Consider the following 15,395-nt stretch of genomic DNA (forward strand, 5'->3'; position numbering starts at 1 on the left):
CAAAGGTCATTTCTTTAAAATGGCATAGCCATAAGGTGGAAGGGTTAATTCTCCTTCAGCATTGACATGTAATTCCCCGTACACGGGATCAGTCTGCCATTGCTTTAAATTGAAATCTGCAACAGTGATTTCAGCATTGGAAACATTCGCCACTACCGCAAAAGTTTCGTCTTCATAAGCGCGCTTAAAAGCCAGTACATCTAAGTGATCATTTAGGATGGGTTCGTAAGTACCTCGTCTGAAGGCTGCGTTGTCTTTTCTGAGGGCAATCACCTTCCGATAGTGGTTCCAAAGTGATGTTTCATCTTTTTGCTGAACGGATAGCGCCAATTTTTTAGGTGTATCGGTATTCCAAAATGAAATGTCCCACCATTCACCGGAATCTTTATAAAACACCGCAGTGCCCTCGTCGTTATAGTCAGGTGTCCATGGGAAAGCTTCCCTTAACGGCAAATGATTAACGTCTGAACCCCATTCGTGGATTTTACCGGTCACTCCTAATTCCTGACCATAATAGATGGATGGCACACCCGGTAATAATAAGTTCAACACCCCACCAAGGCGCATTTGATCCTCGTTTCCAGATAAGGTGGCAAAACGTGCAACATCATGGTTTTCCAAAAAAGTAATGGCATAGGTATGGTCTTTAAAACGTTTCAGATTTTCATTCACGGCGCGATGTATTGCCTGAGGATCCATGTGTACGCCCAGTGTTTCCGTACTTTTATACATGTCATTTGCTTTGGCTTCACTGGTCAAGGCGAATTTAAGCGAAAAATTAAATGCCGCATCAGCACCACTTTCTTTGACCATAACATCGCCATAATCGCCCCAGTCCGACTGTTCTCCCAAAATGAAAATATCAGGATTAACCTCTTTACAGGCCTCGAAGATCGGTTTCCAAAGGTCTTTATATAAATTCGTCAAGATGCCCTTATGATCCAAATCGTCCATAATATGATCAATTCTAAACCCATCCACCCCGTCTTCAAAACTTCCGTCTTGGTTGGGATCTACCCAAAACTTATAAAAGTTGATCATCCAATCCTTGACCCGCTGATTTTGTAAATCTAAAATCACGATATGATGGGATTCTGTATTCGGCCAGGTTTTAAAATCGAAAAGCTCCGATTTTGCCGGCATAAAGATTTGTTCGGGATATTTATTCAAAGAATCCGTATAGTAGATGAAATCTGAATATTCCGAATCTGGATTTTTATAGGAATCTGCAAACCATCTGTGTTCGCCTTGCGCATACTGTGTTTCCATATCCATTAAGAACTTCAATCCTTTGCTATGTACTGCTTTTATGAATCGGATATACTCTTCCATGGTTCCATATTCCGGATCAATCTTTTCGTAATCGGTAGGGAAGTAGTTGTGGTAAAAACCCGATTCATAGAGTGGTGTAAACAAAATGGTGGTCACCCCAAGCTCTTTTAAATAATCCAATTTTTCTACAAAACCATTTAAATCGCCATGACGGTCGCCATTGGAATCGTAAAAACTTCGGGGCATCACATGGTAAATGATTTCGTCGTTCCAGTTGATGAGATGTTCTTTTTCCGAGTTATTTGCAAGTTGTTGAGTGTTCTGTTTACAACTGATGACAATGAGCGCGAGACAAGTTAACGAGACGATGTTTTTCATGGATGGAGTTTTAAGTGTTCTTGCAAATAGATTTTCATTTCAAAATTCAGGACTTTTTGTTGTGCCAAGGGCTTTTGATCAAATGGTGATTGCGGCATATACGGAAATGGCCCAAATTCAGGAGTGATGCTGATGTTGTTTTTTTTCTTGTGATGATCCACAATCTGCTGCCACCATCCCAAGAAGATCTTCAGTTTTGGCTCCCATTCTGGCGCAAACGGATGGTTGACCTGTGGTGCTTGCTCAAACCCAACACGGGCGTGGATGTGATGAATGTGCGGAATGACTTCTTTTATTATAGAGGCTTGGTCTTCGAGCATGCTTTCTGAAACGACGCACCAATGCGACAAATCTCCCACTAATTTTAATTGGGGAAACTGCTCCAAATATGTTAAAGTTGTAGCCGAGTGAAATGTGAATCGTCCTCGATGGATCTCATGATACACTTTCACCTTGTTTTTTAAAGAAAACGCTTCAATGGCTTCAATAATTCTGCAATTATCAGAAAAAGAGTAGTGATCTTTTCCGGTGTGCGAATTAATGAAATTAGGTTCAAATCGTTTTAATTCTTCCAAACGCTTTAGGACTCCAACAAGATAATCCTCCGGAGCTTCCAATTTTACGCCGGTCACTTGTTGCGGTACCACTATAAAATCTGGAACGGTTTTTTTGATGTTCTCAATTTTATTATAAAGCGCGTTTTCAAAATTAATAGCATTCGGAATGTGAATTTCAATACCATTAAAACCTTGATCTATAATATTTTCAATGAAATCATCTATAGTATCGGTTTCGCTTCCCCAGAAAGGGTATAAATAATTGATGTGTTGCATTTAGTATAATACAGGATTTATCGGACTATTGATGATCTCGCCAATTTCAACACCTGGACACCACTTGTGCCAATCGGCCAATTGTCCGTCATTGACAGGTTTCTTTAGGCGCATATTACTGTCCATATAAATAATGGTCATCACTTTTCTCATCTCATCTGTGGTATTTGCACCAGCACGATGAAAAACCCATCCGGAATGAAAGCTGATCTCTCCAACATCAAATGGTTCTATAATATGTTTGAAATCGGTGACTTTTAATCGTTTTTGGATGGCAGCTTCACTCTCATCACTTATGGAAAGATCACGTCCTTCAACAATTTCATGGCTTCCAGCACTGAATTCCAAAGGGCCCATTTCTAAAGGTGTGGCCTGTAACGGAATCCAAGCGGTAATAGTTTTATCGGTTTCTAAAGGCCAATAGTATTGATCGGCGTGCCAAGGCGTGATGCCACCGCCAGCTTCCTTAAATAATGCTTGATCATGATAGAGACGTACACTTTCAACTTGCATTAATTTTGCGGCTATTTGCGCCAGACGCTTGCTAAATACCAAGGATTTAATAGTCTCATCCTCTAAGTATAAATTGAAGAGTTGTAAAAATGCCTTTCCATAGGTGGAACGCGCTTCCAACGGCACATCTTCCTGTTTCATTTCGTCAACTTTTTTAGAGATGACCGCGTTGAAATGGTTTAGGGTGGCTGCGTCGAAAACGTTTTTGAGCTTGATATATTTATTCTTCTGGAAGAAGTCAATATGTTCTTGAGTAAGGTTGAAAGATGCACTCAATAAGGGTAGTGTGGCCATATAACTTATCATTTAGTCATACAAAGTTATCAATAGCACACCCTTAAAACATGTTCTATTTTAACCAATACTATGCATATTTAAACATTTTGTTGAATTAATTGCTATTTTTGAGTTTAATATACATGTCATGAAGCCTTCCTTAGAAGTTCTTAAGTTTGCCACTTCACAAAAATCCTATAACTTTTTTAAAGTCGATGTGCCCTGTTTTGTTCCCTATTGGCACTATCATCCCGAACTGGAATTAACGCTCATTACAAAAGGTCAAGGCACCCGTTTTGTTGGGAACAGCATTTTGCCTTTTTATGATTATGATTTGGTATTGGTAGGAGAAAATGTACCCCACCACTGGGTGTCCTTAAAACGGGAGGATGATGTCATGCAACAAGCTTATGTGTTTCAGTTTCCAAAAGATATTTTTGGCAATATCATTGAGTGTGCTGCATTTGGAGCTTTGTTTCAGGAGGCGCAACGCGGCATTCATTTTAGAAGTCCAAGTACAGCCGTCATTGAGAAGATAATAGGTTTTGATGCACTTCATCCTGTACAACAAGTGAGTGCGCTTATGGGTTTGCTAAGCAAGCTTTTAGCTGATGATAATCGTGTGGGATTGTCGTCAAAAATCTATAAGTTGAACGCGGTAAATAGTTTACAGAATTTTAAAGTGAAGGAGACCATTTCTTATATCCTTGAGAATCTGGACAAAAAACTTACGGTAAATATGTTGGCAGAACGGACACATATGGTGCCACAATCTTTTTGCAGATGGTTTAAATCATCGGTTGGCAATTCGTTTGTTACTTTTTTGAATGCTGCACGGATTGAAAGGGCATGTCAGCTTTTAACGACTACCGAAACGCCTATCAAACAAATTGCTTACCAAAGTGGATTTGAAAGCTTAAGTCACTTTAATCGGACGTTCAAACATCTTAAAGGTGAAAGTCCAAGAGATTTAAGGTCTAATTTTATGCCCACCAGTGGGTTTTATTAACCTGAGGTTGCATAGATCGAAAAAGGAATTTCCTCTTCAAATCTTGTGGACTTGCCCGCCTGTGCTGGTCGGACTCTGAGGTTCTTGATGGTGACTTAAGCTGTATTGGTTTTATAAAAATCTATCTACGAACCTGGTTTTGGAGGTAGAGCGAACGCTACGGCGTCATGTTCAAAATGGTTTCGGTGTGAGCCATCACAAAAAGGTTTATTTGCTGATAATCCACATCTACAAAGCGAGATGACATCACGACCACCAAGGTCATAAGCATTGCCATCTTTATCGACGATTTGAAAATCGCCTTCTATTCTTAGCGAACCGTTGTTGTTTACTTTTAAGGTTGTTTTACTCATAGGGGTTGTTATTTATTATTGGTTATTATTAATTTTATTCATTATTGGAACATTAAGTTCTTGTTTTCAAGGTTAATGAAATGCATACGGCGTTTTATTGGAACCACAAAACAAACTAAAACAATTTCCACAATGTGCTAAACTACACTAAGTTTTTGAATAAAGGAATTCGAATTGAAGCCGGAACTTTAGAATTCCATTCCAAGGATTAACATTGTCCTAACAGCAGAACTGAAATTAATGCTGTAATTTCGTCATTCTGACCTTTTATGAGGTTATATTCTTACAAATACTAAACAAAATATGAATTCTCTACATACTAAATATTCCATTTTAGAACTTGCCTTGGTTTCTGAAGGTCATAGTCTCAAACAAACTTTTAATAATTCACTCAAGTTGGCCCAAAAGGCCGAAGAATTTGGATACACGCGCTTCTGGTTGGCTGAACATCATAATGCGGTCAATATAGGCAGTAGCGCCACCTCCGTACTTATCGGATATGTTGCCGAAGGCACTAAAACTATTCGTGTAGGTTCGGGCGGAATTATGCTACCTAACCATTCCCCATTGATTGTTGCTGAACAATTCGGTACTTTAGGATCCTTATATCCCAATCGTATTGATTTAGGCTTGGGGAGAGCCCCGGGAACGGATAGAGAAACAGCGCAAGCCATTCGCTCTGATTTCATGCAGGCCGCACATTCGTTTCCGAAGGATATAGAAGACATCCAGCAATATTTTTCCGTAGATAATGCACGTTCTAAAATAAGAGCCACGGTAGCTGAAGGGATAGAAGTACCCATTTATATTTTAGGATCCAGTACGGACAGTGCCCATTTATCGGCGGAAAAAGGTCTGCCTTATGCATTTGCTAGCCACTTTGCCACCATTCATTTGGAAGCAGCTACAGCAATTTATCGAGAGAAGTTCCAACCTTCAGATACTTTAAAAGCACCTTATGTGATGGCAGGTGTCAATATCATCATCGCAGATACCGATGAGGAAGCTGAAAGTTACGCGACCTCATTGATCCGAATGTTTCTGGGTATTTTTACTGGTAAAAGAGAATATATGCAACCACCAACGGCGATGACCCAGGAGTTTAGGGAAATTATGGAGCATCCACAAGTGCATCAAATGTTGAAATATTCTTTTGTGGGCAGCAAAGCCACCGTAAAAGCCCAAGTAAAGAACTTCTTAGAGAAAACCAAAGCCGACGAATTAATTGCAGTGACCAATATTTATGATATCAACCATCGGATCCGATCTTACGAATTGTTTGCGGAGATCATGGACGAATTGAATACGGAATCGAAGGGATAACCTTTTATAGTATAGCTCAACCACATAGTATTAATGACGATGAATAGACAAGATGAATCACTAGTTTTCGATTTTAAAACCCAACAAAGCACTACTAATTGGCTGGTGGTCAATGATGGGGTTATGGGCGGACTTTCCAAAGGCAACATGTCAATGAGTGACGCCGGGAATGGCCTTTTTTCGGGTTCTGTTACAACCGAGAATAACGGTGGTTTTTCTTCGGTCAAATATGCGTTTTCGAAAAGAGACGTATCGGATTTTAAATCTTTTAAAATAAGGCTCAAAGGGGATAGTAAACCCTACCAATTCCGAGTTAAATCAGACCAAACAAAGGAGTATTCGTTTGTTAATGAATTTTAAACAACAGGGCATTGGGAAACCATAACCCTACCATTTACTGATTTTTATGCGAGTTTTAGAGGCAACAAGCTTGGTATTCCCAATTATAACGGAAAACTCATGGAAGAAGTACGGTTTCTAATAGGCAATAAAAGGAATGAAGATTTTGCATTGGAGATTGAACGCATTTGGTTGGAATAATGGTTGTACTTTAAACAAGATTATAGGAGTAGTAAAACCCAAGGGTGAGCATGAAATTAAATCATTTTAGAGCCTTACAATAGTGAGAATGTTTTCACTTATAATAGTTCTTTTATAGTGCTTTCTAATTTACCCATGGCTATACCTATCGCATTAATCATCCAAATGGTGTTATTCACTGCAAAACTGTGGTTATCTTTGCGCAAAATATAGTTTATGTCACATCAGTTTTCAGATTTAGGGATTAATGAGCACCTACAAAAAAGTTTAGCCAATTTACAGATGGCTGTTCCTACAGACATTCAAGTAAAGACCATTCCAGTCATCCTCAACCAAAAAGAAGATGTTGTGGTGTTGGCAAAGACCGGAACCGGGAAAACTGCGGCCTTTGGCTTGCCATTGCTGCAATTAATTGATGTTGCAAATTCCAATGTACAAACGCTGATATTGGCGCCTACAAGAGAATTAGGACAACAGATCTATAATAACTTGGTTGCTTATGCTGCAGATAGTCCAGAAGTTTCCATCGCCTCAGTATGTGGTGGAATCCCCATAAAACCTCAAATAGAACGCTTAAAAACGCCAACTCACATTGTGGTGGCAACGCCAGGACGTTTGGTCGATTTAATGACCCGTGGTGCTATCGATGTAAAAAGTGTTCAATATTTGGTATTGGACGAAGCTGATGAAATGGTTAGCGCCTTAAAAGACGAAGTGGATGTCATTATCAAAGCGATTCCGAAAACGAGACGTACCTTACTGTTTACGGCAACCATGCCCGGTACCATAAAACAATTGGTTCAAAATTACATGTCCAAGCATGTGGTGCATATTGAAGCTGATATGGGCACGGTAGGGCACCAAGGCATTGATCATCAATATGTCGTAGTAGAGCCTATTGAGAAATTAGAGGTGCTACTTCATTTTTTAAATTCCAAGGAAGGAGAGCGCGGGATTATATTTTGTAAAACTAAGGCTGCGGTCAATAAGTTGGCAAAAAATTTGGCCATCAACAAATTCTCTTCTGGTGCACTTCATGGCAGTTTGACCCAAGGCATTCGTGATCGGATTATGGAACAATTCAGAGAAGGGTATATTGATATTTTAGTCGCTACAGATTTGGCAGCGCGTGGTATTGACGTCAAAGAGATCTCTTATGTGGTCAATTATCATTTGCCAGATACTTATGAAGCCTATGTCCATAGAAGCGGACGTACTGCAAGGGCAGGAGCGAAGGGCTTATCTTTGACCATTCTGCAAAAAGAAGAAGTTGAAGATATTGCCGATTTCGAAAATGAATTGGGCATTGTCTTTAAACAATTCAAAAAAGCCGATGCCCAGAGTATTGAAGAAAACAACGGTCTTTTATGGGCCAGAAAAATATTTAAGACGAAACCAAATCGGGAGGTTTCAGAAGCTTACAAAGCCAGGATTAAGACCATTTTCCATCATCTGACAAAAGAAGAATTGGTAGATAAAATATTCGCCAATTACTTGGCACAAAACCATACGGAAGCGCCAAAAACGGAAGTCTCCAAAAAACAGAAAAAGAACAAATAAGCATGGCAAATAGCATCAAAGACCAACAGGATATTTTAGATAAATTAAATATTCAAAGCTTGCATCGCATGCAAAAAGAAGCTATTGCGGTGATTGCAGAAACGACCAACACGATTTTGCTATCTCCAACGGGAACCGGTAAAACTTTAGCATTTTTATTGCCGCTATTGGATGTTTTAGATCCTACCAATAGCGAGGTGCAGGCACTTATCATCGTTCCGTCCCGGGAACTGGCCATTCAAATAGAACAAGTGGCGCGAGATATGGGCTCTGGATTTAAGGTGAATGCGGTGTATGGTGGCCGACCTATGTCAAAAGACAAAATTGAGATCAAGCATACCCCAGCTATTTTAATAGGAACGCCAGGTCGTATCCTAGATCATTTTGATGCCAATCGTTTTTCAAAAGCAAGTATTAAAACGCTTATTTTGGACGAGTTTGACAAATCGTTGGAAGATGGTTTTGAAGAAGAAATGAAAGGGATTATTGGGCAATTGCCCAGTATTAATAAGCGGATTTTGACTTCGGCTACAAAACTTGATAAAATTCCTGGATTTGTTCGGTTGGATAAACCTGTAACCGTTGATTATCTAAGTGAAAAACGAAAATCGACCTTGGTCATCAAAACCGTGGTTTCGCAAAAACCTAATAAACTGCCTTCATTATTGGAGTTGTTGCAACATATCGGCAATCACCAGGGTATTATTTTCTGTAATTTCAGAGAGAGTATTGATAGGGTCAGTCACTTTTTAAAGCGAAATAATATTAGTCACGCCACTTTTTCAGGAGGAATGGAACAACAGGACAGAGAGCGCTCCCTCATTACCTTTAGAAATGGTACGAGTCAAATTCTTTTGGCGACCGATTTAGCGTCAAGAGGCATCGATATCCCAGAACTCGGTTTTATCATTCATTACGAGTTGCCCAAGCATCACGAAGAGTTTATCCATAGAAATGGTCGAACTGCACGAGTCAACGCCAAAGGAACGGCCTATGTTTTAAAAGGCAGCGATGAGCAATTACCCGACTTCATCAAGGAATCCAGACCTCACAAAACCTCCACCAAAGCACCAACTTCAGCACCTCAATGGGAGACACTATTCATTTCTGGAGGACGTAAGGATAAAATATCCAAAGGTGATATTGTCGGTCTTTTCATGAAACAAGGTGGTCTCACTCAAGAACAATTGGGTACCATCGAACTTAAACAAGACTGCGCTTTCGTTGCCGTCCCGATTAAGGAAGCCAAACGCATCGTTAAGATTTTGGACAACACACGCTTAAAGAAGAAAAAAGTACGGATTAGGGTGCTTTAGATATAGCAAAGAATTAAGAAGATTTTAGACATAGATTACACTAATTACATTGATGGCGTTGGCGTTAATTACATTTTCGCGCTAGATATATTCTGTTTCACAAATTCTACGGTTTTCTAGTCTATTCAATTGGGGAAATGAATCGGTAATAATAACGCAACTATCCGTGGAAATCCGTGAAATCTGTGTCTAAAAAAACTTAACTTAAAACGTGATTTTATTTCTTAACCGGAACCACTTTCAACTGAATCACCCCCAAAGCATTCAAAACGCGGATGATCTGATAAGTCATGTCAACTTCATACCATTTCACTCCAAAATTTGCTCTACTCGCAAATTTATGATGGTTATTGTGATAGCCTTCGCCCATCATCAAAAAATCAAAACGAAAGAGGTTTTTGCTCGTATTTTTCATTTGGTAATTGACATACCCATAAATATGGCCAAACCAGTTAATAATGACGCCGTGAATAGGGGCCATCATAAAGGTAATCGGTAATAATAACCATTGCCACCAAGCGGTTACAAAGTAAACAAAGAACAATACATAAAGCGCCATCCATAAGATTCGTGAAACTCGGGAACTCGCAAACTTATCGAAGGCCTCCCATTGAGGAACGTTCTTGGTAAAGCGTTGATCTACTTCAATACGTTGTTTATTGATATCCTGATAGATGTTTTTTGTTTTCCACATCATTGCAAACATATTGTCATCATAAGACGGTGAATGTGGGTCTTGTTCCGTATCTGTATAAGCGTGGTGCATGCGGTGCATCACCCCATACCCATATGCACTTAAATAACTCGAACCTTGAAAAATCCAAGTGAGTACAAAGGTAATCCGCTCCATGGTTTTAGACATGGTAAACACCTGATGTGCTGCATAGCGATGTAAAAAGAAAGATTGAAAGAATAAGCCCCCATACCAGAGCACAATAACAAAAAGGACAATGATCATAGTTTTTTTTTACAAAGATAGTGGGATATATACTGCCAAACAATGAACCTAGATCAAGTAATACAGTTACAATCGCCTTCTAATTCTGCTCAAAGCTTGCGCAGTTACTCCAATATAAGAGCTGATATACTTGAGTGGGATGATTTTTATAAGTTCAGGACGTTCCTTAAAGAGTTTTAAATAACGTTCCTCAGCAGACAGATTTAATAAGTGTTGCTCACGTTTGGATTTGATCAGAAATAAGCGTTCTGCCGCTAATCTTCCAATGAGGTTTCCTATTTCCGTTGTTTTGTAAACAGCTTGCAAATCGTCATAAGTGATGCTTAACAGTGTCGTTTCTGTTAAGGCTTCCAACTCATAGGCCGAAGGTTGTTGTGTCAAAAACGAATCATAAGCACTTATAAATTGGTCCTTAAAGCTAAAGCCAAAGGTGATTTCCTTCTCTGAATTTTCTTTGGGAATATATAAGCGAACTACACCAGATTCAATAAATGATATGTGATTTTCAATCTCGTTCAGTTTAAGGAAAACCGACTTTTTAGGAATGACTCGACGCTGTAATTTAGAAGTAAAAAAATCCCAATCCGATTGAGAGATGGTAGCTATTTGATCTAAGTAAGCTTTTATTTGTTGCAAATCCTGTAACCCTAATAATTGAGCCTGTAAAGATATTGCTCTTTTGCCTTAAAATCAAATCTATTGCACAGAGATACCTATTGCGCTGAGATGCTCGGAGAATTATGGAACACAGACCTGCCCGTCCGTTCAGGAGGGTGAGGCTGATTTTAGCAGATATTCCATTGATTATTTTACCTCAAAACTTATTGATAATACGAACAACTTAATTGGCATTTGCCTGCCTGTCGGCAGCCTGGGGGCTTTTATTTTTTGTGACTTCATTCTTTGAGTGAAATATTGAACTGAGATACACAGAGGTTACAGAGATACACGGAAAATTATGGAACATTGAATAGACAGTCCGTTTAAGCGAAGACACTGATTTTTTTCTCACATAAATTGAGTAGGAACAATCTAATTTGTGTTTTTATTTTTTGAATTTCATCTTTTGAGTCTCCACGTCTTTACGTGAAAAACAGAACCTTGACAAGATTGAACCTATCAGATATTACCTAATTTTTGATATTTCCAGTTTAAGTTTGAGCCCTACATTCAAAATAAACGCTAAATTGGTCTTTGCATTGCCTAAATGCCATCCAAAACTAACCTATGGAATATGTCCTCCTAATTGTCATTATTATTTTATTGATTGTCCAGAATTCCAAGTATCGTAAGGAAAGTCAGAATTTAAATAATAAACTCCACACCTTAAACGACAAGCTGAATAGACTCTTATCTCATTATAGAGATGGGGCAAAACCTGTTGAGAAAAAGGATACTGTTGTTGAACCAGAAATTGTACAACCGCCAGAAGTCATAATTGAAGAACCAATCCCTGTAGAACGGCCAACAATTCCGTTGGTGGTTGAAGAAGAGGAAACAGCTGCATCTATCGAAGTTGCCGAATCTGCTCAATCTGCATACACATCTGCACCGGTTATAGAAGAGGAAAAAGAAGTTATCCCCCCAAGACCTGGAATATGGGCACGCTTCAAAGAAAGAAACCCCGACCTTGAAAAGTTTATCGGTGAAAACCTGATCAACAAAATTGGGATTCTTATTTTGGTTTTGGGCATCAGTTATTTTGTAAAATATGCCATCGATAAAGATTGGATCAATGAACCTGCCCGTGTAGGGATTGGAATACTAGCAGGAAGTCTGGTTTTATTTATCGCACATCGGCTACGCCAAAAATACGCTCCATTCAGTTCTGTTTTGGTAGCTGGCGCTATCGCTATTTTTTATTTCACCATTGCCATTGCGTTTCATGAATACCAATTGTTTGGGCAACAGGTGGCGTTTGCAATTATGGTTCTCATCACAGCGTTCAGTTGCTTGATTTCTTTATCCTACAATCGTATGGAACTTGCCATCTTGTCTTTAATTGGTGGCTTTTTGGTTCCATTTATGATCAGTACCGACAGCGGAAACTATATTGTATTGTTCACCTATATCGCCATTTTAGACATTGGGATCTTGGCCTTGGCCTATTTTAAAAGATGGCATGTGGTGCAAGTGCTCGCTTTTGTATTCACGATGTTATTATTTGGAAGTTGGGTTGTGAATGAAATGAACGTGCCTGAGCCTCATTATCTTGGTGCTTTGATTTTCGCATTTGTTTTTTACCTGATTTTCATTGTTATCACCATCATAAACAATTTGCGTAATAAGGGCAGCTTTACCAAGATCCAATTGGTTATGCTCACGCTCAATAACTTTGTTTTTTATGGGATTGGCATCTTGGTGCTGTCCGAGTATAAACCTGAGTTTAAGGGTCTGTTCACAGCACTTTTAGCCGTGCTGAACTTGGGTTATGCCTTGCTGTTGTACAAAAAGTTTGGTTTGGACAAAACAGCTATTTACCTCTTGATTGGCTTGACCTTGACCTTTATCACCTTGGCAATTCCGGTGCAATTTTCAGGCAATAATATTACCATATTTTGGGCTGCCGAAGCGGTGTTATTGTTGTGGCTGTCTCAAAAATCACAAATTAAAAGTTATCGTTTTGCGGCCGTTGTTGTGCAATTTTTAATGCTCGGCAGTTTGTTGATGGATTGGCCTAGATATATGGATAGCAATGATCAGCTATCGCTCGTACTAAATCCTGTTTTTATTGGAGGTTTATTTGTTGTGGCTTCATTTGTAGCTGTTGGTTATTTATTGCGTCATGAAACAGAAAAACTATCAAAGTTTGGCTTGACCTTCAATCCGCAGTCCTATCGAAAATTTGCTAATATTCTTGCTATCATAACTGGGTATTTTGTAGGCATGTTTGAAGTCGGGCACCAATCCTATTCGCGTTATGTTTTCAATGATTTCTTGGCCATCATTTTGCTTTATCATCTACTATTTGTATCGGTATTCTGTTTTATATTAGAGAGAACCAAAAATGCAGTCAGTAAAAAATTGGTCAATATCCTGGTGATTGTGAACATCGTCCTGTTTGCATTCCTATTCATGAGAATTCCTTTTTTAGAAATTCAAGATAATATCAGATATAGTAGCGCATCTTATTTGGTCTATTATCTGCACTTGGTGTCCCTGATCTTAATCGTATATTTATGGTATTTACTCCTCAAGAGCAATAAAGGTAAAAAAGGGTTTTCAGTATTTAATAGGACATGGACTTTATGGGCAGCGATTTTTGTAATTGTAGTCACAGCAAGCACAGAAGTGATCATTCAAGGACTTCATTTTATGGATGCTTCCATAGATAATACCCGGTTTGATTACGATGCAAAAACTGAAATGATTTCGGCTGCCAAATACAAAATAATCAAAACAGGACTTCCTGTTTTATGGGGCGTTATGGCCTTTATATTGTTGATTATTGGAATTAAAAAACAGATCAAGCATTTACGAATTATTGCGCTCACTCTATTGGGCATCACAATTGTTAAACTATTCGTTTATGATATCAGCAACGTGTCCGAAACCGGAAAAATCATTGCCTTTATCCTGTTGGGCGTACTCATTTTAATTATTTCATTTGTCTATCAAAAACTTAAATTTTTGGTCGTTGACGAACATAATACCCCAGAGAATGATAAAATCGATTAAGCTTTTTATAATGCTTCTTGGAAGCATGGCTTTTGCACAAACCGCCCAAGTGAGTGGTAGGATAGAGCCCATAAAAGAAGATGGTTTGTACCGCATCCGCATTCCGAATAGTGTACGTGCGTATGCTACGCAGGACTTGCGCGATTTACGAGTCTGGGACGCCAAGGGCAACCAAGTACCGTATTTTGTGCAACCTGCTTCCGACTATAAACTGACTAAAGCTAGTGATTTCGCGGAATTTGAGATTGTTTCCAATACGAGAATCGCCGATTCCAATGCCACCTATATCTTTAAAAATCCTTATGAAACCATTGAAAAAGCAGTGCTTTTAATTGCGAACTATCAAGGCAGTAAAAATTATAGCTTAGAAGGCAGTAATGATCAAACAGAATGGTTTGGATTGGTCAACAACGGACAATTGAACCAATTGAATCATCCTAGGGAAACGAGTGTGTATCGGGAAATCTATTTTCCTGTGATCAACTATCCATACCTGAAGCTTGTTTTTGATGATCGCCATTCGCTGCCCATCAACCTTTTGGGGATTGGGATGGCCAACACTGAAACGATCAACATCGTGCCTATAACGATGGAAGAAATTCCAGTGAAAAGCATTGACTTTTTAGAACAGGAGAAGAAGACCCAAATCCATATTCGTTTTGACCGACCGGAAGTGATCGATCAAATTCGGATGACCATCACATCCCCCGATCTTTACAGAAGAAACGCTTTATTGTACACCCTGAAAGAGCGGGAGGTAAAGCGCAGTGTGGAATCCTACCGACAGCATTTAGCGGCATTTTCCATCCGATCTGATAAAGACTTGATTTTTAATATTCCGACGAGTATTGAACAGGATCTGTATTTGGAAATTGACAATAAGGACAATCCTAAATTGGAAATCAGCAAACTCCAGTTTTTGCAAGAACCTGTGTATTTGGTTGCGTCCCTAAAAGCCAATGATAGTTACAAAGTCACCGCGGGCGACGACCAATTGGAGTTCCCTGATTACGATATTATTGAGGTCACCAACACCACAAAAACGGCATTGCCCATTGCCGAAATTGGCGCAGTTGTTTATGGACAACCAGAAAAGACCATTGAAAAGACCAAGTCTTTTTGGCAACAACCATGGTTTATGTGGAGCTGTATTGGGATCGCAGCACTAATGATTGTGTATTTCGCTTTTAATATGTTGCGGGATATGAATGCGAGTAAAAGTGGATAGAACTTGCTGGATAATAAGTGATTTGAGTTGTAGAGAGATACTTAATATGACATCGAACTGTACTATAAAAAATAATGTAAATAATCAAGAACCTCGGGGTGAAAGCCCAGGAGGTATGAATAAGGAATTGTCTTTTCGATCGAGGCAAGCCTCGGGGA

Annotated in this window: 12 protein-coding genes and 1 pseudogene; 7 read left to right on the plus strand and 6 right to left on the minus strand. The window is 39.1% G+C overall.

What is annotated here, in order from left to right; genetic code table 11:
• Positions 1-6 precede the first annotated feature (6 nt).
• The 3 genes from J4051_RS07735 to J4051_RS07745 are packed head-to-tail and all read right to left on the minus strand — an operon-like array spanning position 7 to position 3,290.
• The gene (locus J4051_RS07735) at positions 7-1,650 is read right to left on the minus strand and encodes an alpha-amylase family glycosyl hydrolase (RefSeq protein ID WP_208233296.1); all 1,644 of its coding nucleotides are present in this window, start codon (positions 1,648-1,650) and stop codon (positions 7-9) included.
• Positions 1,647-2,483: a sugar phosphate isomerase/epimerase gene (locus tag J4051_RS07740; protein WP_208233297.1), complete on the minus strand. Its 837-nt coding sequence runs from the start codon at positions 2,481-2,483 to the stop codon at positions 1,647-1,649. Before J4051_RS07740 ends, J4051_RS07735 begins: the two co-directional genes overlap by 4 nt.
• The gene (locus J4051_RS07745) at positions 2,484-3,290 is read right to left on the minus strand and encodes a phytanoyl-CoA dioxygenase family protein (RefSeq protein WP_208233298.1); all 807 of its coding nucleotides are present in this window, start codon (positions 3,288-3,290) and stop codon (positions 2,484-2,486) included. It lies immediately after the preceding gene.
• Between the two features lie 130 nt (positions 3,291-3,420).
• Between J4051_RS07745 and J4051_RS07750 the strand changes: the two genes are divergently transcribed.
• Positions 3,421-4,281: an AraC family transcriptional regulator gene (locus J4051_RS07750; protein ID WP_208233299.1), complete on the plus strand. Its 861-nt coding sequence runs from the start codon at positions 3,421-3,423 to the stop codon at positions 4,279-4,281.
• A gap of 125 nt (positions 4,282-4,406) precedes the next feature.
• Here the strand turns inward: J4051_RS07750 and J4051_RS07755 are convergent, their stop codons facing one another.
• Complete coding sequence (locus J4051_RS07755; protein WP_129016243.1) at positions 4,407-4,634, minus strand: CDGSH iron-sulfur domain-containing protein; 228 nt, start codon at positions 4,632-4,634, stop codon at positions 4,407-4,409.
• Between the two features lie 303 nt (positions 4,635-4,937).
• Between J4051_RS07755 and J4051_RS07760 the strand changes: the two genes are divergently transcribed.
• The 4 genes and pseudogenes from J4051_RS07760 (at position 4,938) to J4051_RS07775 (ending at position 9,373) form a co-directional block, all read left to right on the plus strand.
• Positions 4,938-5,957 carry an LLM class flavin-dependent oxidoreductase gene (locus J4051_RS07760; RefSeq protein WP_208233300.1) on the plus strand — a complete coding sequence of 340 codons (1,020 nt, stop codon included), beginning with the start codon at positions 4,938-4,940 and terminating at the stop codon, positions 5,955-5,957.
• A 39-nt stretch (positions 5,958-5,996) separates the two neighbouring features.
• A pseudogene (locus J4051_RS07765) lies at positions 5,997-6,497 on the plus strand (CIA30 family protein).
• A gap of 216 nt (positions 6,498-6,713) precedes the next feature.
• Positions 6,714-8,057: a DEAD/DEAH box helicase gene (locus J4051_RS07770; protein ID WP_208233301.1), complete on the plus strand. Its 1,344-nt coding sequence runs from the start codon at positions 6,714-6,716 to the stop codon at positions 8,055-8,057.
• A 2-nt stretch (positions 8,058-8,059) separates the two neighbouring features.
• A complete protein-coding gene (locus J4051_RS07775) occupies positions 8,060-9,373 on the plus strand; it encodes a DEAD/DEAH box helicase (RefSeq protein ID WP_208233302.1) in 1,314 nt (437 codons plus the stop codon).
• Positions 9,374-9,590: 217 nt separating this feature from the next.
• Here J4051_RS07775 and J4051_RS07780 read toward each other — a convergent pair whose 3' ends face one another.
• On the minus strand, positions 9,591-10,331 hold the full coding sequence (locus tag J4051_RS07780; protein WP_208233303.1) for an acyl-CoA desaturase: 741 nt from the start codon (positions 10,329-10,331) through the stop codon (positions 9,591-9,593).
• Positions 10,332-10,397: 66 nt separating this feature from the next.
• Complete coding sequence (locus J4051_RS07785) at positions 10,398-10,967, minus strand: Crp/Fnr family transcriptional regulator (protein ID WP_182206759.1); 570 nt, start codon at positions 10,965-10,967, stop codon at positions 10,398-10,400.
• A gap of 591 nt (positions 10,968-11,558) precedes the next feature.
• On the opposite strand from J4051_RS07785, the gene J4051_RS07790 reads away from it, so the two are divergent.
• A complete protein-coding gene (locus J4051_RS07790) occupies positions 11,559-14,009 on the plus strand; it encodes a DUF2339 domain-containing protein (RefSeq protein WP_208233304.1) in 2,451 nt (816 codons plus the stop codon).
• The gene (locus tag J4051_RS07795) at positions 13,993-15,237 is read left to right on the plus strand and encodes a DUF3999 family protein (RefSeq protein WP_208233305.1); all 1,245 of its coding nucleotides are present in this window, start codon (positions 13,993-13,995) and stop codon (positions 15,235-15,237) included. Before J4051_RS07790 ends, J4051_RS07795 begins: the two co-directional genes overlap by 17 nt.
• Positions 15,238-15,395 lie beyond the last annotated feature (158 nt).

It is taken from the genome of Gelidibacter pelagius, assembly GCF_017581925.1.
GTDB classification, from domain to species: Bacteria; Bacteroidota; Bacteroidia; order Flavobacteriales; family Flavobacteriaceae; genus Gelidibacter; species Gelidibacter pelagius.

Bases quoted from the DNA above. Each gene is read 5' to 3' on its own strand.
- J4051_RS07795 (WP_208233305.1), top strand. From the start codon at position 13,993: ATGATAAAATCGATTAAGCTTTTTATAATGCTTCTTGGAAGCATGGCT.
- J4051_RS07760 (WP_208233300.1), top strand. From the start codon at position 4,938: ATGAATTCTCTACATACTAAATATTCCATTTTAGAACTTGCCTTGGTT.
- J4051_RS07740 (WP_208233297.1), bottom strand. From the start codon at position 2,483: ATGCAACACATCAATTATTTATACCCTTTCTGGGGAAGCGAAACCGAT.
- J4051_RS07775 (WP_208233302.1), top strand. From the start codon at position 8,060: ATGGCAAATAGCATCAAAGACCAACAGGATATTTTAGATAAATTAAAT.
- J4051_RS07745 (WP_208233298.1), bottom strand. From the start codon at position 3,290: ATGGCCACACTACCCTTATTGAGTGCATCTTTCAACCTTACTCAAGAA.
- J4051_RS07735 (WP_208233296.1), bottom strand. From the start codon at position 1,650: ATGAAAAACATCGTCTCGTTAACTTGTCTCGCGCTCATTGTCATCAGT.
- J4051_RS07790 (WP_208233304.1), top strand. From the start codon at position 11,559: ATGGAATATGTCCTCCTAATTGTCATTATTATTTTATTGATTGTCCAG.
- J4051_RS07780 (WP_208233303.1), bottom strand. From the start codon at position 10,331: ATGATCATTGTCCTTTTTGTTATTGTGCTCTGGTATGGGGGCTTATTC.
- J4051_RS07755 (WP_129016243.1), bottom strand. From the start codon at position 4,634: ATGAGTAAAACAACCTTAAAAGTAAACAACAACGGTTCGCTAAGAATA.
- J4051_RS07750 (WP_208233299.1), top strand. From the start codon at position 3,421: ATGAAGCCTTCCTTAGAAGTTCTTAAGTTTGCCACTTCACAAAAATCC.
- J4051_RS07770 (WP_208233301.1), top strand. From the start codon at position 6,714: ATGTCACATCAGTTTTCAGATTTAGGGATTAATGAGCACCTACAAAAA.